The organism is Shewanella sp. 4t3-1-2LB, assembly GCF_017368415.1.
GTDB lineage: Bacteria > Pseudomonadota > Gammaproteobacteria > Enterobacterales > Shewanellaceae > Shewanella > Shewanella fodinae.
Map to the genome: position 1 here is coordinate 1 of NZ_JAFNJD010000047.1, position 19,192 is coordinate 19,192.

Below are 19,192 nucleotides of genomic sequence, written 5' to 3' on the forward strand. Positions count from 1 at the left end.
ATATTAAATTAAATTTATGGTTTTGGTCATACCAATTTTTATGACTAAAATCACATCGTTTTATGACTTTTTGACTATTGCATTGTTTATTTTTTGTCTATAGGTTGTGGTCTTAAAAGAACATATGAAAGTTGTGTGACTATGAATTTTTTAAACTTGGAGGTTGTCAATGCAACAGACCGCTGAACGTCCACTCACTACTGCTGGCAATTTGGAAATAAAAGCCAATCCGATTGCCGGGCAAGAGCGGGTATTAACGGAAGGAGCCTGCGCGTTATTACAGGCATTGTGTGGGCAGTTTGCCGATGAAGTTGATAGCTTGCTGGCTCGCCGTAAAAAGCGTCAGCAAACAATCGATATGGGGACACTTCCTGACTTTCTACCAGAAACTCAGTCAATCAGAGACGGAGATTGGCAAATTCTGGGTATTCCCAAAGACTTGCAAGATCGCCGGGTAGAAATTACTGGGCCGGTGGACCGCAAGATGATCATTAACGCACTCAATGCGGGTGTGAAAGTGTTTATGGCGGACTTTGAAGATTCGCTGGCTCCTAGTTGGGAAAAGTTGATCCAGGGGCAGGTGAATTTGCAGGATGCTGTCAGAGGGGAAATTGAATACACCGCGCCTGACACCGGTAAACATTACCAGCTGTGTGATACTCCAGCGGTGTTGGTTGCCCGCGTAAGAGGCCTGCACCTTCCTGAAGATCACGTATGGTTTAACGGTAAAGCTATCCCAGGTTGCCTGTTTGATTTTGCTCTCTATTTTTTCCATAACTACCGCCAACTGTTGGCAAAGGGCAGTGGTCCATATTTCTATATCCCGAAATTGGAAAGTCATCTTGAGGCCCGTTGGTGGGCCAAGGTATTCGCATTTGTAGAGGAACGGTTTTGCCTGCAGCCGGGCACAATTAAATGTACATGTCTGATTGAAACCTTACCTGCAGTGTTTGAAATGGACGAAATTCTCTATGAATTGCGTTCGAATATCGTGGCGCTCAACTGCGGCCGATGGGACTACATCTTCAGCTATATCAAAACATTGAAAAATCATCCGGACAGAGTTTTGCCCGATCGTCAGCAGGTGGGCATGGATAAACCATTCCTCAGTGCTTATTCGCGATTGTTGATCAAAACCTGTCATAAACGCGGTGCGCTGGCAATGGGCGGTATGGCGGCATTTATTCCGGCCAAAGATCCAGAAGTCAATGCCAAGGTGCTGCAACGGGTACGGGCAGACAAAGAGCTGGAAGCTCGAAATGGTCACGATGGCACCTGGATTGCTCATCCCGGTCTTGCCCAGATTGCGCTAGAGATATTCGATGAATATATCGGCAAAGAACGATCAAACCAGCTGCATATTACGCGGGATGTCGATGCGCCAATCCTTGCCTCTGAATTGCTGGCACCTTGTGATGGCAGTCGTACTGAAGAAGGCATGCGTCTGAATATCCGTATAGCGCTGCAGTACATCGAAGCCTGGATTGGTGGTAACGGCTGTGTGCCTATTTATGGCTTGATGGAAGACGCAGCGACAGCAGAGATCAGCCGTACTTCCATTTGGCAATGGATCCGCCACGGCAAGTCTTTGAGCAATGGCAAATTAGTAACGAAGGCGCTATTTCGCAACATGCTCACCGATGAATTGGCCGCAGTAAAACGAGAAGTGGGTGAACAGCGTTATACCCAAGGACGTTTCATTCAGGCGGCATCGTTACTCGAGGAGATTACTACGGCAGATGAGTTGGTGGATTTCTTAACACTGCCGGGGTATCGGCTGCTTAATACGTAATTTATTCAATTGACTGGGCTCAGCCCGTAAATGTAGCCGTCGGCTGTGCAGCCGATGGGTAACTTGTAAGGAGTGTGAAAATGACTGAGGCAAGCCAAATGAATCGTCAGGCGCAAATTGCTGCCCTGAAACAGGACTGGGCAGAAAATCCTCGTTGGGCTAGTGTGCGTAGACCTTATAGTGCAGAGGAAGTGGTGGCATTAAGAGGCTCTGTGGTTCCAGAGAACACGCTTGCCAAAATGGGGGCAGCCAAACTGTGGTCGTTAGTCAATGGCGCGGCTCGCAAGGGATATGTTAATTCGCTGGGAGCCCTAACCGGAGGGCAGGCAGTACAACAAGCTAAAGCGGGCATAGAAGCGATTTACCTTTCAGGTTGGCAGGTTGCTGCGGATGCTAACCTTGCCAGTACCATGTACCCAGATCAGTCCTTATATCCGGCTAACTCGGTACCTGCCGTTGTCTCAAGGATCAATAATGCGTTTCGCCGCGCGGACCAGATCCAATGGAGTCAAGGAATTGATACCAATGATGCCGCTTATACAGATTATTTTTTGCCAATTATTGCTGACGCTGAAGCTGGATTTGGTGGTGTCTTGAATGCTTACGAACTGATGAAGTCGATGATTGAGGCCGGAGCAGCAGGGGTACACTTTGAAGATCAGTTAGCATCTGTGAAAAAGTGTGGGCATATGGGCGGTAAAGTATTAGTCCCGACTCAGGAAGCGGTGCAAAAACTGGTGGCAGCGCGTTTGGCAGCTGATGTTTCAGGTGTGGACACCTTGGTTATTGCACGCACTGATGCCAATGCTGCAGATTTGCTGACTTCTGATTGTGACCCATACGATGGTGATTTCATTACCGGTGAGCGCACTTCCGAAGGTTTTTACCGGGTCCGTGCCGGGCTCGACCAAGCGATCTCCCGCGGTTTAGCCTATTGCCCATACGCCGACTTAGTGTGGTGTGAAACAGCTAAACCGGATCTGGAGGAAGCCCGTCGTTTTGCAGAGGCTATTCACGCTAAGTTCCCTGGCAAGCTGTTGGCTTACAACTGCTCGCCATCGTTCAACTGGAAGAAGAATCTCGATGATGCCACCATTGCTCGTTTTCAGCAGGAATTGTCGGATATGGGGTACAAGTACCAGTTCATCACACTGGCGGGTATCCATAACATGTGGTTCAACATGTTCGATCTTGCCTACGAGTATGCTCGTGGTGAAGGGATGAAACATTATGTAGAGAAAGTGCAACAACCTGAATTCGCTGCCGCAGAAAAAGGCTATACCTTTGTGGCACATCAACAGGAAGTTGGTACAGGGTACTTCGATAGAGTGACCAATATCATTCAGGGCGGAATGTCTTCTGTGACTGCATTAACCGGGTCGACAGAGGAAGCGCAGTTCTAAGAGCATCCGCTAATTTAACGGCGCATTAGCGCCGTTTTTTATGCACATAAACCCAAAGCCTAGGAAAATTATGTTGCAATAATGTAAATATGCTCGAGGTGAGTTATGTTTAATAAACGTAACCCACGGCAGTGGTTACTGAATAGTCGTAACCCAAAGGTCAATCTTATTGAAGACAAATTTTCCTGGCGCAGATTACTGGGTGCGTCGCATCAGTGAGCAGGAAATGCCAGCACTGGGCTCAATGATCCGCACGTTAGAGCAGCTCGCTAAAGATGAGGTGTCATCAATGGCGGTGCTGGGGCGCAGCATCATGCATGACAATGCGTTAACCTCTCGCGTGCTGCGTGTTGCCAATAGTGCTATTTACAACAAAGGTATCAGTCAAGTCACTACACTTAGCCGAGCTGCCGTAGTACTCGGTTTCGATGTTATCCGTAATATCTGCATCACGGCTAAGCTGCTGACGAGCCTACTGGAAAACAAAAATATGTCGCCAGCGGTTTATCAACGGCTGTTGAAACTAATGGCGCATTCATTCCAGTCAGCGATGCTGACTAAAATGATGTTGGCGGATTATGGTGAGGAGCTCCAGGAGGAAGCATTTATTGCCTCGTTGCTATATCACCTTGGTGAAAGTGCTTTTTGGAGTGTTGCCGGGCAACCCGCAGAGGAATTGGATGGTTTGCTGACAAACTGCGACGACAATATCAGTCGCTTACAGGTCTCCCGCGACTATTTGGGGCTGTCTTTTAATCAACTTACACAGGGACTCGCCCGGAGTTGGGGGCTTGGTGAGTTATTGATGAAATCGCTACTTAACCCTGATGAGCGGACACCGGAAGTTCGTACGATTTTTCTTGCCAATAAACTTAGCGATGTGATGAGCGACAGTGATGCGTCGCCAGAGGAATTACAGCGACGGTTGCGGCAATGTGCCGAACTGATGGCATTACCAATCACCGAATTTCAACAACGTATACAGCTCTGCCTTGAAGCCACCAGGCGACTTTCAATTGATTATGGCGCTAAAGTGCTGCTGCAACATCTGCCCAAACGCGAGACGCTGGCACAGTTGGCTCCGTCACCGCAACTTGTACCAAGAGTGGCCGATGTCAGCATCTTGTTAGAAAAACTCAGACAGCTCACCTTACTTGCTCAGGATAAACCCGATTTTAATCAGGTCATCCTCACAGCATTACAAGGTTTGTTGGATGGGTTAGGGCTGGATCGCTGCGCCGTGTTGCTGTTATCACCTAATCGTAAACGCCTGCAACCCAGAATTACCTTAGGTGATAACGCCGAGCAGATGAAGCAGAGCTTTGTGTTGGAACTGAATGAAGACGCCATAATGTTGAAATCCTGCCTTGAGAAACAACAGGCATGTTGGCAGGGTAAAGACTCTGAAACATTGCCTGTGGGAGATATATTGCAACAGCAGTTACCGGTAAATGGCTATCTGGTGGCGCCACTGCGGGTAGAAAACAAAACAATCGGGATTTTTTACGCTGATCGTCAAACGACTGGCAGAGAGATCAGCCAGCAAGACTTTGACAGTTTTACCCATGTCGCTCAACTGGCTAATCTCTGTTTATCTCTGGCGTTTAGGGGGTCTTAACCGCCTTTTTACGGAACACTTTTATTTGGTCTGTAATGCGCGGGGCCAAGGCATTGGGTATGGGGAAACTCATATGATATTGCAGTATCTTCCAACCATCCTCGGTAAGAATCAGCGTGCCAGTACCACGGCATAACCCATAGTTTTTATTATCTAAGATCTCATCAAACACAACGACATCACCATGACGCACCAGCGTGCGGGACTGTGTTTCATAACTCCATCCGTTACTGCTGCGGGCATAACGTTGGAAATCAGCCATTGTCCAGTGTTCGGTAATATCCGTGCCAATAAACCCGGCATCTTCGGTAAATAAGCTGAAATAACTGTCCCAATCGGCAGCAGCTGCACTCAGGTGCAGCATGTTAAGCACTGCATCGGCTTTGGCGGTTTGTGGATTGCGAGATACCTGATTAAGGGCTGTCGGTTCGTCTGCATACACGACTTGGAGGCAAAGCCCACTGTGAAGAATGGTACTGAGCAACAGTGTCTTTGTCAGTTTTTGTAAATTCAACATAATGTTTATCGGAGGATTTTTAACAATATTTTAGGCTTATTAACATTGGGACGCTAGTGGTTAATGTGTTGGCTGACGGTAAAACAGTAGATAAAAAAAAGCTGACAGCAAACATCATTTGTTTGATCTGTCAGCAACTGGGTAGGAGTTAGTATGAACTCAGGAAGAACAAGGGAACTAATCAACCATAAACTGCTGATAAAGAAACTTACGTTGTTGGGAACTCAGGTTGTCGAAATAACTTGTCAAAAATCTCAGCATGCGGGACTTAGACACCTCCGCTTCGGCAGACAGTTGTGACAGTTGCTCAATCGTCGGATGACCCAAAGTGAAGGTTGCCCGCTTCAAGGGAGATTGTGGCGAAGAAGCCTGTGACCCACCGATTGATTCAGCAAAATGACAATGCAACTTAATGATATTACTGGTCTTAGCAATAGCATGGCGTTGCTCGGTATGACGCTCTTTGCCAAGGGCATAAAAAATGGCATCCTCGATAAACTCATCAATAGATGGACGCTGGGGCTGCGCATGACGATGTGGCTCACATTGCGTAGCGTTTTTCTTCAGATCTGCCAGACCCATACTGCACTCCCATAGCATTGACTTTTAAATTCATAAATCGTTTACGCAACTCGCCGGCGCTGCTAGCTTGTAGCATCTCACAAGCAATGCTACGGATTTCGTCAGCCGCTTTGCCCTTGGGTTCTATTTCCATGACAGAGCGACCTGATTCTTCACTGTCGTCGTAGATATTGCGGCTATACGTGACATTTTCCAGCACATTAATACCGTAAGTGCGACAGACTTCCTTGGCCTCGGTAATACGGCTTGCCTGACTGGGAAGGTTAGGGCATTGGGTGATAACAAATGACGCCTGCATCTTTGGGTTGATCATCATGCAGGTGGCAACCACATCATCCATATGGTTGACCGTTTTGAGGTCGCGGCGTTTCGGACGCAGTGGCATCAAAACATGGGACGCTACGGACATTGTGGCACGTAAGGCGAGGTTATCCTGACCACCGCAGTCCACGATGACGACATCATAGTGTTGTTCCAGACTCAGCAGATCATGACGGATTTTTCCGTAAAGTTGCACGCAATTGATACTGGTTAACTCTACATGTTGGTTACGTGCCTGGATCCAGTCAGACGTGGTACGCTGTGGATCGCAATCGACCATAATGACCGCTGCACCACAGTCCCTTGCTAAAAACACCGCGATATTTTGGGCGATACAACTTTTGCCGCTACCACCTTTTTCTCCGCCGACCAGTATGATCATGATGAAATCCTTACCTGTGTTTGAACGGGTTGCGCTGTGGAAACGTGGCCATTAAAGGCAATATGTTTGGGTTGAGAATAGTAATGTTAAATGTAAATATTTTTCAGTCAACTGTATGATTTATATTGGAAATATATATTTTCTACATGCCATTATTTTGGCGAATATAATATTGATGTCGTAAATATGGCACGGTGATAAAATCATCGGAGGGTCGCTATCTAATCCATTAAAATCAATTTGTTAGATAGTTTGACAGTGTCATAAAGCCGTATCAGAGCAGATGAGTTGCTATTCCTGTCGCGTAAATCTTAACTAATTACTAAAATGTGGAATAAAAATTTAAATATAAGTAATAAAATATTATATATGTAGCACTATCTGCTAGCTGCAAAAGAACACAAATTACCGCGGCGTGATTATTCTGCGGAAAAATGCAGGTGCATAAAGAGGACTTAATGGTGCAACAAGAGCTGCTGGAAGCGATCAACCAAGTCATGCCCTTTGGCAAGTATGCCGGACGAAAATTACTGGAGCTGCCTGAGCCATACTTAGTGTGGTTTCATCGTGAGGGTTTTCCTGCTGGTAAATTGGGGCAACAGCTGGCATTAGTTTATGAAGTCAAACTCAACGGTTTGGAAGCGATGCTGCGTCCGTTGTTGAAATAGCAGCGTGCAATAAAAGTGTGACCCCTATTAGTGATTTATGATGTAAGCCGTGCTTTAATAACAAGTAGTTTTATTGACAACAGGAATTGATTCACATGGTAAAACTGGCAAAAATTCTGGCAGCTGCCGCTATGGTCCTCGGTATTTCTGTATCCGCATGGGCAATGGGTAAAGTACATGAAGGCACTGTGCTGGACACAATGGATAGCGGTGGCTATACCTATGTTCAGGTAAAAGAAGGTGATAATACCTTCTGGGCAGCCGGTCCACAGGTAAAAGTGGATAAAGGCGATAAAGTGCAAGTCGTTGAACAGATGTGGATGACTAACTTTACCAGCAAGACACTGAAGCGTACTTTTGACAAGCTGATGTTTGTAGGCGAAATTGCCAAAAAATAATGCGCTTGAGTAAAAAATTCCAACACACCCGGCAATAATGCTTCCACGATTGTCGGGTGTTTTTTTATCTGGAATATACCGCCGCCTTGATACCTTGCGGAATACTGAGGGATATACCGTGAAATGACTGGGGATGCCGATTAATCAACTGTCACTTATGGTTTCGTGCGGCTATTCGTTTTGGGAAATAACTGAATAACATAATTTCATACTGCTGTAGGTTGCACCTACCCCAAGATGCAACAGATAATACAGCAGCACTATATAACATCAAGAAAGCAGACGACCCCGGTTTTTATTTTCTTGAACTAGATCATCTTTTTCACCAGTAAAGCCTAGGGTCTCTTTTTCTATACACTGTAGGTTATAGGAAAAGTCCCTTTCTCTTACTCAAATGTAGTGCTTAACGCAGCATTGACCCTGTTTGGTCAGACAAACGTTTTTTCGCTGCTCTGTATAGACGGATTAAGCCGTAACTACCGACGGAACCCTGTTTCTGCCGCACGACTGCCGACAGAGCGTTTGCCTGATGTATGCAGGCAGATGCGAGGTCGTATCAGGATATGCAGGAGTTCCTATGGATTCAAATCATACCGATGATTCCCGTCGCCGTTTTATGAAAGGTGCGATGTGGGTTATCTCCGCTTCAGCCCTTGGCAGCGGCGTAATGCTGTCAGCAAATGCCAGCACAGCACCCGAACTGTCGCAATATAAGCCGGTTTTTTTCAACGAAGCAGAGTGGCATTTTGTGTTGGCCGCTTGTGATCGGTTGATCCCCGCCGACGATAACGGCCCCGGGGCATTACAGGCCAATGTTCCGCTCTTCATTGATCGGCAGTTACAAGGCGATTTTGGTCAGGCGAAAGACTGGTATATGAAAGGGCCATTTCTGGAAGCCCCGGCTGAACTGGGATACCAATCACCGCTAACTCCTGCGCAAACCTATCAGAAGGGCATTGCAGCAACGGATGCCTACTGCCAGAAAACATTCGGTAAAGTCTTTGCTGATTTATCAGCGGAACAACAGGATGCATTGTTAACGCAACTGCAATCAGGACAGGTAGCGCTTACCGATGTGAGTGCGAAACAGTTCTTTGATTTTCTGTTGCAGAACACCAAAGAAGGTTATTTCGCTGATCCTATTCATGGCGGTAACAAAGATATGGCCGCATGGAAAATGATTGGTTTTCCTGGTGCCCGCGCATCATACCTAGAATGGGTAGATTTGCACAATGTCCCTTATCCAATGGGGCCTGTCAGTATCAATGGCGATAGGGGGTAATCATGTCTCGGCAAGAACAACCAGTAGATGTTGTGTTAGTAGGGCTGGGCTGGACCAATGCCATTATGGGCATAGAGTTAGCTCAAGAAGGTTTGAATGTGCTGGCGCTTGAGCGCGGTGAAGATCGCGATACCGTGCCAGATTTTGCTTACCCCAAAATGGCTGATGAGTTGACCTATGGGGTTCGTTACAAGCTGATGGCGAAACCTGCTAAAAGTACCATTACAGTGCGCCATAGTTTGGTGGAAACTGCCGTACCCTATCGACATTTAGGCTCTTTCCTACCTGGTGATGGCGTGGGCGGTGCGGGTACTCACTGGAACGGTCATACCTGGCGCCCCATGCCAGAAGAGTTGCATTTGCGTAGTTATGTTGAGGATACCTTCGGCAAAAATATTATTCCAAAGGACATGACTATTCAGGATTATGGCGTCAGCTATGAAGAGCTGGAACCACACTTTGATTTCTTTGACAAAGTACTAGGGGTGTCTGGAAAAGCCGGTAACATCAACGGCAAAATCCAGGAAGGTGGTAATCCGTTTGAGGGGCCTCGCAGTAGCGAATACCCGTTGCCACCACTGAAACGTACACTAAACGATACCATGTTTTCTGACGCCGCCAAGGCGCAAGGACTACATCCTTTCCCGTTGCCGTCATCCAATGCGTCAGAAGCCTATACCAATCCTTATGGTATGCAGTTAGGCCCATGTAATTTCTGTGGTTTCTGTGAAAGATATGGTTGTATTAATTACTCTAAAGCCTCCCCGCAAACCTCTATTCTGGGGGCGTTGAAACAACATAAGAATTTTGCTTACCGCACCGGATGTGAAGTCATCAAGGTCAATCTGAGTGATGATAAGAAGACTGCCACCGGGGTTACCTATATAGATGGCAATGGTGAGGAAGTATTTCAACCGGCCAAGTTAGTGGTGGTCGGTACCTTTGCCTACAACAATGTCCGCTTATTATTGCTGTCTGGCATCGGCCAGCCTTATGATCCGGTTTCCAACACAGGTACTGTCGGACGCAACTACGCTTATCAGATGATGGGTGGTGCAACACTGTTCTTTAAGGACAAAGTGTTTAACCCATTCATTGGTGCTGGTAGCAATGCCACTACCGTTGATGACTTTGCCATCAACCAGATTGATTTTGCCAAAGAAGGCTTTATTGGTGGCTCCTATTTGTTAGCGGCTCAAACCAATGGACAGCCTATTCACAGCCTGCCATTACCTCCAGGAGCGCCAAGCTGGGGTGCCGGCTGGAAAAAAGCCGCCAAAGATTACTACGGCCATTCCATGAGTATTAGCTCTCATGGTTCCAATATGTCTTACCGTGATTGTTATTTGAGTTTAGATCCCAACTACAAAGACGATCATGGCTTGCCGTTACTGCGCTTAACCTTTGACTGGAAAGAAAATGATCTGCGTATGACCCAGTTTATGAAACACAAAGTGACAGCGTTGGCAAAGGGACTTAACCCCGATTTTCTGAAGGTATCATTTAAAGACATCGGGACTCACTACGATGTCCGTCCATATCAGACCACTCATAATGTAGGCGGTGCGATTATGGGCACCGATCCTAAAACCAGTGTGCTCAATCGTTATCAGCAAAGTTGGGATGTCCATAACGTCTTTGTGCTGGGATCAAGTTCATTTCCGCAGAACCTGCAGTACAACCCGACCATGCTGGTTGGTGCCTTGGCGTACTGGTCAGCCAAAGCAATTAAAGAGCAATACCTGAAACATCCAGGTCCATTGGTACAAGCGTGAGGAGCTGCAGATGAAACGCAATCTGATTATGATGCTGTTGCCGTTGGCCCTGTTCGCGACAACTGCAGCACAAGCTTTTGATAAAGCAACCATCGAAAAAGGCGAGTATCTTTCCCGCGCAGGGGACTGTATTGCTTGCCACTCTATCCCAAATGGCGCGCCATTTGCGGGTGGTTTGGCAATTGACAGCCCGTTTGGCAAAATTTATTCCACCAATATTACCCCGAGTAAGACTGCTGGAATTGGCAACTACACGTTGGCGCAATTTGATGCGGCGTTGAGACATGGTAAACGTGCGGATGGCAGTAATTTGTATCCGGCAATGCCTTATCCAGATTATGCCATGTTGACTGCGGATGACGTTAAAGCTCTGTACGCTTATTTTATGGAAGGTGTGGCCGCTGTTGATCAACAAGCGCCGACAACCGCATTAAGTTTTCCATTTAATCAGCGTTGGGGGATTAGTTTTTGGAACTGGATGTTTGCTAACGATAAAGCCTATCAACCGCAACCTTCTAAGTCCGATAACTTCAATCGTGGCGCCTATCTGGTACAAGGTTTAGGTCACTGTGGTAGTTGCCATAGTCCTCGCGGCATAGCCTTCCAGGAAAAAAGCTATGATGAGTCTGATGCTAGTTTCCTGAGTGGCGGTAAAGTGGGGATCTGGGAGGCTCCTAGCCTCAGAGGTGGTGATAAAGGCGCTTTGGCAAACTGGAGTAAAGCCGAAATTATCGACTATCTTGCCAATGGCCGTAATAACACCACTGCCGTTGCTGGTGAAATGACCTCAGTGATTACTCATAGTCTGAGTTATTTGACTCAGGAGGATCTAGCCGCAATTGCCGATTATCTGAAATCGCTGCCAGGAGATGGTAAGGCTCTAGCCATGACAGCGGCAGCGACCAAGAAAACCAGCGATGAACTCAACAGCGCTAAAGTAGGCATTAACTCTGGGGCGCGGTTGTATCTTGATAACTGTAGTGCTTGTCATTTTACTGAAGGGCAGGGGGCTGCACGGGTATTTCCGAAATTGGATGGCAATGCACTGGTTAATGATGAAGACCCCAGTGGTTTAATTCATGTGGTGTTAGCCGGGGCGCGTTTACCTTCGACCAAAGGAGCTCCAGAAGCGTTGGCTATGCCAGCATTTGGTTGGCGGCTGAATGATGATGAAGTGGCGCAGTTACTGACGTTTGTACGCCATGCCTGGAATAATCAGGCGCCAGCTGTGACAGCGGAAGAGGTTGCCAAATTGCGGCAAACTATTCCTCAATCGGTTATGAATGCTACTCGTCCATAAAAAGATCCTCCGCTAGAAAGCCACCTAAATGGTGGCTTTCTTTATGGCGGCAGAGCATTCCGATGTCGATGCTGAAAACCGCTTGCGTTTGTGGAGTGTAGCAGCAAGAATCAACGCGTTTACCACCTTTATTGAGGTTTGCGCTGGATGGCGACAACCCTGGTTCCCTATTCTCATGCACACCATCGGCATTTAGCCGCAGAAGTCTCGCAAGTCTATCATCAGGCCGTACAAGCTCTCGCTGGGGGCTTTTATTCCGCCGCCCAGTGTCATGCTTGGTCGCGTGCGCCTCGTTCAGATAAATATTGGCAATTGCGTTTACGCCATAGTACGGCGTGGCTGGCGTTAGATAGTGGTGGCCGATGCATTGGCTTTGTGCAGGTTGAACGTCAGTATGGTGAGTTGGGTTACATCAGCTGTTTATATGTACTACCGGCATGGCAGCGCCGAGGAGTAGCGGCACAGCTGATCACGGTAGTAAAACAATGGGCGCAACAACAGGCGTTTCCACGACTCAGCACCCATGCGTCGATGCAATCTAAGACGGTGTTTGAGCGCCAAGGGTTTCGCAGTCACCATCGTTGTTATCAGGAAAAATCTGGCCAGCAACTCACCAGCTTTCTAATGTATTGTCCTATTGTCGAAAGTACTGCTACCAGCCGAACATGAAAAAACCGGCAATCGCCGGTTTTTTGCATTGATGTGAGCACTTAAGGTAAGTCAAATACCAACGCCTCAACCGCTTCACTAGCTTGCATTGACAGTAATTGTTCATCAGTGACACTGACGCCATCGCCTACATTGAGCTGGGTGCCATTCAGTGTTAGCTCGCCCTTAATCAGTTGCAAGTACAGTGTGCGGCTGTTGGTCAGTGGCAATGTCAGCTGTTCAGCATCTGCTAGTTGCAGACGATATACGGTGGCATCCTGTTTTATCCGCAGTGTGCCGTCTCTACCATCTGGGGTAATCACAGCGGTGAGCGCTTCAGTCTGTTCAAAGGCTTTCTGCTGATATTCTGGTTGGCCGCCGGTGGTTGCCGGCTGGATCCAGATTTGCAAAAAGTGCAGTGGCTCAGTTGCTGAAGGATTGTACTCACTGTGATAAATGCCACTGCCGGCAGACATCAACTGAAATTCTCCTGCGGGCAGATCTTTCACATGGCCGTAGCTGTCTTTGTGAGCAATAGTGCCAGAGATAACATAACTGATGATCTCCATATCCCGGTGCCCGTGCGTCGCAAATCCTTGCCCAGGTATTACTCTGTCATCGTTAATCACTCGTAGGGCGGATACGCCCATATAACGTGGGTCATAGTAGTTACCAAATGAGAAGGTATGACGGCTCTGGAGCCAGCCAAAATCGGCCTGGCCACGTTCAGATGCTTTTCTTACGTTGATCATCAGGGGTTCCTCCTGGTTAAACTTTACGAGCGATAATATTGTCCAGCGACACTTTACCTGCACCCGATATCACCAGTGAGACGGCGATAGCGGCCAGTGTCAGCGCGTATTCGTAACCGTTATTGGCCATGAACAGCCCGTTGTGTATATGCACGGTAAACAGCGCTACCAACATAGTGAACGCAACTACTGCGGCTGCTGGACGTAATAACAGACCCAATAACAGCAACAGACCACCAAAGAATTCGCCTGAGCCGGCCAGCAATGCCATCAGGTATCCTGGGGTCAGTCCAATGGATGCCATCCATTGACCAGTTCCTTCCAACCCGTAACCACCAAACATGCCAAACAGTTTTTGACTACCATGGGCCATCAGCGTTAAGCCAACGGGAACGCGCATAATCAGTGGAGCGTATCCAGCATTGTTGTTAACGAGCTTTGCGATAAGTTTTTTCATGATGCTTTCCTCAGTAAATTTGAATCCTGTTTACGTCAGGATTTGGGGAACTCCCCATCGTTGAAAGCAAGTTTAGTTAGTACAGTGGCACTTGAAAATCGGAACATTTTGAAGTTAAATTTCAAAAAATTTGAATATTGGAAATTTTATGCACCCTGCAATCAATCTTGATGCGCTTAAGGTATTGGACGCCATCGATAAAAAGGGCAGTTTCGCGGCGGCAGCCGAGTCGCTTTTTCGGGTGCCTTCGGCGTTAACTTATACGGTACAAAAGTTGGAGCATGATCTCGGCAGCAGATTATTTGAACGTAAGGGCACCCGTGCGCAACTGACGGCAGTGGGTCAGTTAGTGCTGACGCAGGGGCGGGAAATTTTGGCCGCCACGGCCAGGCTGGAAGACGCCGTGCGGCAACTGGAGACCGGCTGGGAAACCAGTATTGCGTTGGCTCTGGACAGTATTTTGCCGGATGAACCCTTGATGAAGACGGTGGCGGCGTTCACGGATCTTGGTAAGCAGGTTACTATCAGTCTTTCCAAAGAGGTGCTGGGTGGCGGTTGGGACGCACTCTATTCTGGACGTGCCGATATTGCTATTGGGGTTTCCGGTGAGTTACCGCGAGGACAATATGAACTATGCCCTTTGGGTGAAGTGGCGTTTGTGTTTGCGGTCGCACCACAACATCCTTTGGCGCAACACAGTGCAGAGATCCCTGCTGACGCCTTGCTACAATTCCCGTCAATTGTCGTTTCCGACAGCTCGCAGTCATTATTGCAGCGCTCCAGTGGTATTTTCGCCAGTCGCCAGCAGATCCGCGTTTCATCCATGACCGATAAAGTGCGTCTGCAACAGCAGGGAACCGGAGTGGGCTTCTTACCCTTACACCTGATCCGCCAGCAACTAGAGGACGGAACCTTGGTCGTACGTAACGTAGCGTTACCCAGGCCACCTTTGCCTATGTATATGGCCTGGCGCAAAGGCGAAAGTGGTAAAGCGCTCAGCTGGTTTGTGCAACATTTACAGCAACAAACCTGGTTAACTGGCTTAGCAACTTAACGTTTACCGTCAGCCATTTCCGCTAGGTGGCTGGTATAGTACACCGTAGGTGGTAATTGGGGATCAAATGTAGGTGATTGCTGTAACAGCTGAATAAACGCACTCGGCAAGGTGACTTCCGGCAATGCTTGCTGCCAGCGTGCCTCTAGTAGTGCATCGTAGCCTTCTTTGCCGCTGGCGGTATAGCTGGTAGATACGCCCACATAAAAGTCATCTCGTTGCAGCGGTTGCCAACCGCCGAGTGGGCTTAGTAGTTCCAATCGGAACAATCGTTGTCCAAGGGCCAGTCGGCCATCATAGAAATAGCGTAATCCGTAGGTATAAGGAAAACTGCCCGCGCCGGTGCCAATGACACTGTTGTTGGTGGCGGCATTGATGGCGGATTCCAAGACGCGAAACAATGCATCGCCAGCAATTTCGTATTTGACCAGTGGTAATTCGAACGGCAGCAATCTTCCCATCACATCCGCCAGTGTGATCTGCCCTTGGACCAGCGATTGGCGCACGCCACCAGCATTATGCAAGGCAAAATTCACTCGTGGGTCTTGGGTTTTCGCCGCCAAAAACATACTCTGACTGACCCATGGTGCAATTTCACTGCCGTGAGGCAAGCTGCGACTTGGCAGGCGTGTGTGCAGTAAGGTTTTTGGCAAGAATGCCAGTACTTGCTGTTCCATGTTGCTGATGGCGGGCCGAAATTCAGTATCGATTACCTGATTTATCTGCGCATCCTGCTCATCCCACAAAATGCCGGTGTGGCTCGTTAGGCGCTCTTGTGCTTCCCTATAATCGTGTTCGGATGCCGTGGTTTCGCCGCTTAACATAAAGTGGCGATCCAGCATAAAATGGCTAGAACCTTGGAGCTGCGTTACTCGACCTTGTTCATCAAACTCAATATCTGCAATGCCCAGCGTTTCAGCGTGCTTGCCTGCATGGATAATCGGAATTCCGTTTACTGCTGTCGCATAGGGCATGCACGGAAGCCCTAAGTCAGCAAAATCACCCATCAGCGTATGAGTGTGTCCACCGATAATCAGACTGATCTCCGCAATTTCCGCCGCAAGTTGTTTATCCTGCTCTATGCCAAGGTGGCTCAGTAATAGGATATGGTCAACGCCATGCCGCTTCAGATGCTGAACCGTGGCTTTGGTGGTGGCGATGGCGTCAAGGAACTCAGTATCTGGATCCGGCCTTGCCACTTTTTTCATTTGATCGAGTGTGATGCCGATAATCGCCAGCTGACGACCATAAAACTCCCGTAACAGATAGCGACCAATACCCGCTTGTTCATCCCAGGCGTAGAGATTTTCCAGTCCTCGGAAACTGCCATTTTTCTTCGCCACTTCATGGCTAATGTCCATATTGGCCGCCATCACCGGAAACGAGACGGTGCGGATAAAATCTGCCAATACCGCATTGCCATCATCAATATCATGATTACCAATCGTCATCGCATCCGGCTGCAGTAATTCCAGCAGTCGCGCGTTGGCTCGACCATTAAATTTGCTGTAAAACAGTGTGCCGTGAAAGCTGTCACCTGCATGCAGAAACAGCATCTGCCGCTGCTGTTCTTGAGCTTGTTGTCGCAGTTTCGCCACTTGTGCGGCAATACGGCTGTAGCCACCACTGTGACAGGCGAGGGTAAACTGTCCATGCTGCAGTTGTACTTTGAACTGCACCAGACTGGGATCAAAATGGGAGTGAGTATCGTTGATATGTGCGAGCGTTAAACGGTAAGTCATAACATCCTCTGAAACCAAACAGAGATTGTACACCTGACGTCTGACAGCACAAGGGCCGTTTGGGTGGCTCCTTACTCTGGATTGTACAAGAGCGTTAATCACCGATGCGGAGATTCTGGCGCTGCATTGTCTTCAGACAAGCGAATACCTTTGTCCTGCATCCGTTTTTCCCACAATTGGCGTGCCAACTGCTGCATATCAATGGCCGGGTCGTTGAGATCAACTATTTCTAATCCCAACAGCGACTCAATAATATCTTCCAGCGACACTAATCCGCGCGTACTGCCATATTCGTCAACGACCATAGCGATTTGGGTGTTGCGTTTTATCATGAGCTCAAACAGCGGCAGGATCCGCGCCGAATCTGGCACCACCAGCAGTTGACGCTTGATATCGCCTATCGGCGCTTGCGGAGTATAACGCTCTGCTAATAGGACATCGGTACGGTTGATGTAACCTATGATATTGTCGTGATCATCCTGATATACCGGAATACGCGTGAAGGGTTTATACAGATTTTCGCGCACGAATTCTTGTTGGCTCATTGATGCAGGTAGCGTAAACATCACGGTTCGCGGTGTCATAATTGCACTTGCTGGCATATCGCGGGCCTTCATCATTTGCGTCAGGATCTTACTTTCCTGACGGTCCAATTCTCCGGATTCCACTCCAATTTTAGCCATCGCACTGATTTCCTGACGGATATATTGGCCTGAGTCACCTTTGCCAAAAAGTTTGGTGACCTTATTAGAGGCCCAGATCAGTGGCAGGCATAGCCGCTCCATCCACAGTAGCATCAACGATACCGTGGGGGCCAGACTACGCCAGTAGTTAGCCCCAAGGGTTTTTGGAATGATCTCGGAAAAGAACAAAATAAGGAACGTCAGCACCCCGGAAAATACCCCTAACATCTCATCACCGAACAGATGTGCCGCTTGAGCGCCTGCTACCGCCGCGCCAACGGTGTGGGCAATGGTATTAAGGGTCAAAATCGCCACCAGTGGCGACTCCACCTGCTGCTTTTGTTGTTCAAGCCGTTTTGCTGCCTGAGGTGCCGAGTTTCGCAGGTTTGCGATATAGCTGGGGGTAACAGACAACAGCACCGCTTCAAAGACGCTGCACAGAAACGAGATGCTGATAGCAACCAACACCGTAATGACTAAAGCAAACATAGAATAGGGAACCAGTTCTCCCTAGGAGACATAATTAGAAGGCATAAGTTAACCATAGTTAACTTTAACAGAACTTAATTGTGTTGCTATCTATTGGGGTTGTAATAGTGTTGGTTATTTGGTGCCGTCTCTGGCTAAAATCAACGGTGATCTGTATAATTCGCCGCCCTGTTGCGGGTTTTGCTGTGAGGTAAATCAAATGGACGAAAAAAAGATCAATTTGCTGGATCTTGATCGTAAAGCGATGCGTGCGTTATTCGCCGAATTGGGTGAAAAGCCATTCCGCGCCGATCAGGTCATGCAGTGGATATACCACTACGGCATTGATGATTTCGAACAGATGAGCAATATCAACAAGCACCTGCGCGCCAAACTGAGCGCTAAATGTGAAATTGTGGCGCCACAGATTTCTGGTTACCAGAAATCTGCCGATGGCACCATCAAGTTTGCTATCAATGTGGGTGAAGGGCAGGAAGTGGAAACGGTGTATATCCCAGAAGATGACCGGGCGACGCTATGTGTGTCATCGCAGGTCGGCTGTGCCTTGGAATGTACCTTTTGTTCGACTGCTCAACAGGGCTTCAACCGCAATCTCACCGTCGGCGAAATTGTTGGGCAAATTTGGCGTGTCTCGCGTTTTCTTGGGCTTAAGTATGAAACGGGTGATCGACCCATCTCCAATATTGTGATGATGGGTATGGGAGAACCTTTACTCAATATGGCTAACCTGGTGCCTGCACTGGATATCATGCTGGACGATTTTGGCTTTGGATTGTCCAAACGGCGGGTCACCGTTTCAACATCTGGGGTAGTACCGGCGCTGGATAAACTCGGTGATGTGTTAGATGTGGCATTGGCGGTTAGCATTCACGCGCCAAACGATGAGTTGCGAAACGAATTGGTGCCTATCAACAAGAAATATCCGTTAAAAGAGTTTCTGGCGGGCATTAGCCGTTACATTGGTAAATCCAACGCCAACCGTGGCCGCGTAACCGTTGAGTACGTGATGTTGGATCATATCAATGACAGCACGGAACAGGCCCATGAACTTGCCGAACTGATGAAAGATACGCCCTGTAAGGTTAACCTGATCCCGTTCAACCCTTATCCAGGTTCGCCTTATGGCCGTTCTTCAAATTCACGTATTGATCGGTTTGCCAAAGTATTAATGGAGTATGGATTAACCGTTATTGTCCGAAAAACCCGCGGCGATGACATTGATGCGGCTTGTGGTCAGTTAGCTGGTGACATTCGTGACCGTACTAAGCGTTTGACAAAAAAACGCATGCAACAAAACCAAATATCGGTCACAATGAGTTAACGTATTGT

The 19,192-nt window shown here is 48.0% G+C and carries 18 protein-coding genes; 11 read left to right on the forward strand and 7 right to left on the reverse strand.

Annotated elements, in window-relative coordinates:
* The first annotated feature begins 169 nt into the window (after positions 1 to 169).
* From aceB to J3L11_RS15500, 3 genes are all read left to right on the forward strand, one after another.
* A complete protein-coding gene (gene aceB, locus J3L11_RS15490; protein ID WP_207571595.1) occupies positions 170 to 1,792 on the forward strand; it encodes a malate synthase A in 1,623 nt (540 codons plus the stop codon).
* An 80-nt stretch (positions 1,793 to 1,872) separates the two neighbouring features.
* Positions 1,873 to 3,195 carry an isocitrate lyase gene (aceA, locus tag J3L11_RS15495; RefSeq protein ID WP_207571596.1) on the forward strand — a complete coding sequence of 441 codons (1,323 nt, stop codon included), beginning with the start codon at positions 1,873 to 1,875 and terminating at the stop codon, positions 3,193 to 3,195.
* A 169-nt stretch (positions 3,196 to 3,364) separates the two neighbouring features.
* Positions 3,365 to 4,813, forward strand: coding sequence for an HDOD domain-containing protein (locus J3L11_RS15500; protein WP_347566518.1), 1,449 nt, complete (start codon positions 3,365 to 3,367; stop codon positions 4,811 to 4,813).
* On the opposite strand, the gene J3L11_RS15505 is transcribed toward J3L11_RS15500, so the two are convergent.
* From J3L11_RS15505 to J3L11_RS15515, 3 genes are all read right to left on the reverse strand, one after another.
* Positions 4,800 to 5,330 (reverse strand): nuclear transport factor 2 family protein, encoded by a 531-nt coding sequence (locus J3L11_RS15505; protein WP_207571597.1) that lies wholly within the window; start codon positions 5,328 to 5,330, stop codon positions 4,800 to 4,802. The two genes, J3L11_RS15500 and J3L11_RS15505, sit on opposite strands and share 14 nt — an antisense overlap.
* A gap of 177 nt (positions 5,331 to 5,507) precedes the next feature.
* Complete coding sequence (locus J3L11_RS15510; RefSeq protein WP_207571598.1) at positions 5,508 to 5,912, reverse strand: hypothetical protein; 405 nt, start codon at positions 5,910 to 5,912, stop codon at positions 5,508 to 5,510.
* Positions 5,872 to 6,615, reverse strand: coding sequence for an AAA family ATPase (locus J3L11_RS15515; protein WP_189618978.1), 744 nt, complete (start codon positions 6,613 to 6,615; stop codon positions 5,872 to 5,874). The genes J3L11_RS15510 and J3L11_RS15515 overlap by 41 nt, the downstream gene beginning before the upstream one ends.
* Before the next feature lie 458 nt (positions 6,616 to 7,073).
* On the opposite strand from J3L11_RS15515, the gene J3L11_RS15520 reads away from it, so the two are divergent.
* The 6 genes from J3L11_RS15520 to J3L11_RS15545 all read left to right on the forward strand — a co-directional run bounded on the left by J3L11_RS15520 (position 7,074) and on the right by J3L11_RS15545 (position 12,707).
* Positions 7,074 to 7,283, forward strand: coding sequence for a DUF3820 family protein (locus J3L11_RS15520; RefSeq protein WP_189618952.1), 210 nt, complete (start codon positions 7,074 to 7,076; stop codon positions 7,281 to 7,283).
* A gap of 95 nt (positions 7,284 to 7,378) precedes the next feature.
* Positions 7,379 to 7,681, forward strand: a complete 303-nt coding sequence (locus J3L11_RS15525; RefSeq protein WP_133039930.1) for an NrfJ — start codon at positions 7,379 to 7,381, stop codon at positions 7,679 to 7,681.
* 577 nt (positions 7,682 to 8,258) lie between these two features.
* Positions 8,259 to 8,963, forward strand: a complete 705-nt coding sequence (locus tag J3L11_RS15530; RefSeq protein ID WP_189618951.1) for a gluconate 2-dehydrogenase subunit 3 family protein — start codon at positions 8,259 to 8,261, stop codon at positions 8,961 to 8,963.
* Positions 8,964 to 8,965: 2 nt separating this feature from the next.
* Positions 8,966 to 10,738 carry a GMC family oxidoreductase gene (locus J3L11_RS15535; protein ID WP_207571599.1) on the forward strand — a complete coding sequence of 591 codons (1,773 nt, stop codon included), beginning with the start codon at positions 8,966 to 8,968 and terminating at the stop codon, positions 10,736 to 10,738.
* 10 nt (positions 10,739 to 10,748) lie between these two features.
* Complete coding sequence (locus J3L11_RS15540) at positions 10,749 to 12,038, forward strand: cytochrome c (RefSeq protein ID WP_207571600.1); 1,290 nt, start codon at positions 10,749 to 10,751, stop codon at positions 12,036 to 12,038.
* 147 nt (positions 12,039 to 12,185) lie between these two features.
* Positions 12,186 to 12,707 (forward strand): GNAT family N-acetyltransferase, encoded by a 522-nt coding sequence (locus J3L11_RS15545; RefSeq protein ID WP_207571601.1) that lies wholly within the window; start codon positions 12,186 to 12,188, stop codon positions 12,705 to 12,707.
* Between the two features lie 41 nt (positions 12,708 to 12,748).
* On the opposite strand, the gene J3L11_RS15550 is transcribed toward J3L11_RS15545, so the two are convergent.
* Both J3L11_RS15550 and J3L11_RS15555 read right to left on the reverse strand, forming a co-directional pair.
* Positions 12,749 to 13,438: a pirin family protein gene (locus J3L11_RS15550; protein ID WP_207571602.1), complete on the reverse strand. Its 690-nt coding sequence runs from the start codon at positions 13,436 to 13,438 to the stop codon at positions 12,749 to 12,751.
* 16 nt (positions 13,439 to 13,454) lie between these two features.
* A complete protein-coding gene (locus tag J3L11_RS15555) occupies positions 13,455 to 13,895 on the reverse strand; it encodes a DoxX family protein (protein WP_133039925.1) in 441 nt (146 codons plus the stop codon).
* 148 nt (positions 13,896 to 14,043) lie between these two features.
* Between J3L11_RS15555 and J3L11_RS15560 the strand changes: the two genes are divergently transcribed.
* Positions 14,044 to 14,949, forward strand: coding sequence for a LysR family transcriptional regulator (locus J3L11_RS15560; RefSeq protein ID WP_207571603.1), 906 nt, complete (start codon positions 14,044 to 14,046; stop codon positions 14,947 to 14,949).
* Here J3L11_RS15560 and J3L11_RS15565 read toward each other — a convergent pair.
* On the reverse strand, positions 14,946 to 16,691 hold the full coding sequence (locus J3L11_RS15565; RefSeq protein ID WP_207571604.1) for a bifunctional metallophosphatase/5'-nucleotidase: 1,746 nt from the start codon (positions 16,689 to 16,691) through the stop codon (positions 14,946 to 14,948). The genes J3L11_RS15560 and J3L11_RS15565 overlap by 4 nt on opposite strands.
* A gap of 98 nt (positions 16,692 to 16,789) precedes the next feature.
* Positions 16,790 to 17,863 (reverse strand): CNNM domain-containing protein, encoded by a 1,074-nt coding sequence (locus tag J3L11_RS15570; protein ID WP_207571605.1) that lies wholly within the window; start codon positions 17,861 to 17,863, stop codon positions 16,790 to 16,792.
* 199 nt (positions 17,864 to 18,062) lie between these two features.
* On the opposite strand from J3L11_RS15570, the gene J3L11_RS15575 reads away from it, so the two are divergent.
* Positions 18,063 to 19,184, forward strand: coding sequence for a bifunctional tRNA (adenosine(37)-C2)-methyltransferase TrmG/ribosomal RNA large subunit methyltransferase RlmN (locus tag J3L11_RS15575; protein ID WP_189618943.1), 1,122 nt, complete (start codon positions 18,063 to 18,065; stop codon positions 19,182 to 19,184).
* Positions 19,185 to 19,192: the final 8 nt, after the last annotated feature.

Coding starts and splice junctions, on each gene's coding strand:
- J3L11_RS15565 (WP_207571604.1), bottom strand. CDS start 16,691: ATGACTTACCGTTTAACGCTCGCACATATCAACGATACTCACTCCCAT.
- J3L11_RS15545 (WP_207571601.1), top strand. CDS start 12,186: ATGGCGACAACCCTGGTTCCCTATTCTCATGCACACCATCGGCATTTA.
- J3L11_RS15550 (WP_207571602.1), bottom strand. CDS start 13,438: ATGATCAACGTAAGAAAAGCATCTGAACGTGGCCAGGCCGATTTTGGC.
- J3L11_RS15535 (WP_207571599.1), top strand. CDS start 8,966: ATGTCTCGGCAAGAACAACCAGTAGATGTTGTGTTAGTAGGGCTGGGC.
- J3L11_RS15525 (WP_133039930.1), top strand. CDS start 7,379: ATGGTAAAACTGGCAAAAATTCTGGCAGCTGCCGCTATGGTCCTCGGT.
- J3L11_RS15570 (WP_207571605.1), bottom strand. CDS start 17,863: ATGTTTGCTTTAGTCATTACGGTGTTGGTTGCTATCAGCATCTCGTTT.
- aceA (WP_207571596.1), top strand. CDS start 1,873: ATGACTGAGGCAAGCCAAATGAATCGTCAGGCGCAAATTGCTGCCCTG.
- J3L11_RS15530 (WP_189618951.1), top strand. CDS start 8,259: ATGGATTCAAATCATACCGATGATTCCCGTCGCCGTTTTATGAAAGGT.
- J3L11_RS15510 (WP_207571598.1), bottom strand. CDS start 5,912: ATGGGTCTGGCAGATCTGAAGAAAAACGCTACGCAATGTGAGCCACAT.
- J3L11_RS15540 (WP_207571600.1), top strand. CDS start 10,749: ATGAAACGCAATCTGATTATGATGCTGTTGCCGTTGGCCCTGTTCGCG.
- J3L11_RS15505 (WP_207571597.1), bottom strand. CDS start 5,330: ATGTTGAATTTACAAAAACTGACAAAGACACTGTTGCTCAGTACCATT.
- J3L11_RS15515 (WP_189618978.1), bottom strand. CDS start 6,615: ATGATCATACTGGTCGGCGGAGAAAAAGGTGGTAGCGGCAAAAGTTGT.
- J3L11_RS15520 (WP_189618952.1), top strand. CDS start 7,074: ATGGTGCAACAAGAGCTGCTGGAAGCGATCAACCAAGTCATGCCCTTT.
- J3L11_RS15555 (WP_133039925.1), bottom strand. CDS start 13,895: ATGAAAAAACTTATCGCAAAGCTCGTTAACAACAATGCTGGATACGCT.
- aceB (WP_207571595.1), top strand. CDS start 170: ATGCAACAGACCGCTGAACGTCCACTCACTACTGCTGGCAATTTGGAA.
- J3L11_RS15575 (WP_189618943.1), top strand. CDS start 18,063: ATGGACGAAAAAAAGATCAATTTGCTGGATCTTGATCGTAAAGCGATG.
- J3L11_RS15560 (WP_207571603.1), top strand. CDS start 14,044: ATGCACCCTGCAATCAATCTTGATGCGCTTAAGGTATTGGACGCCATC.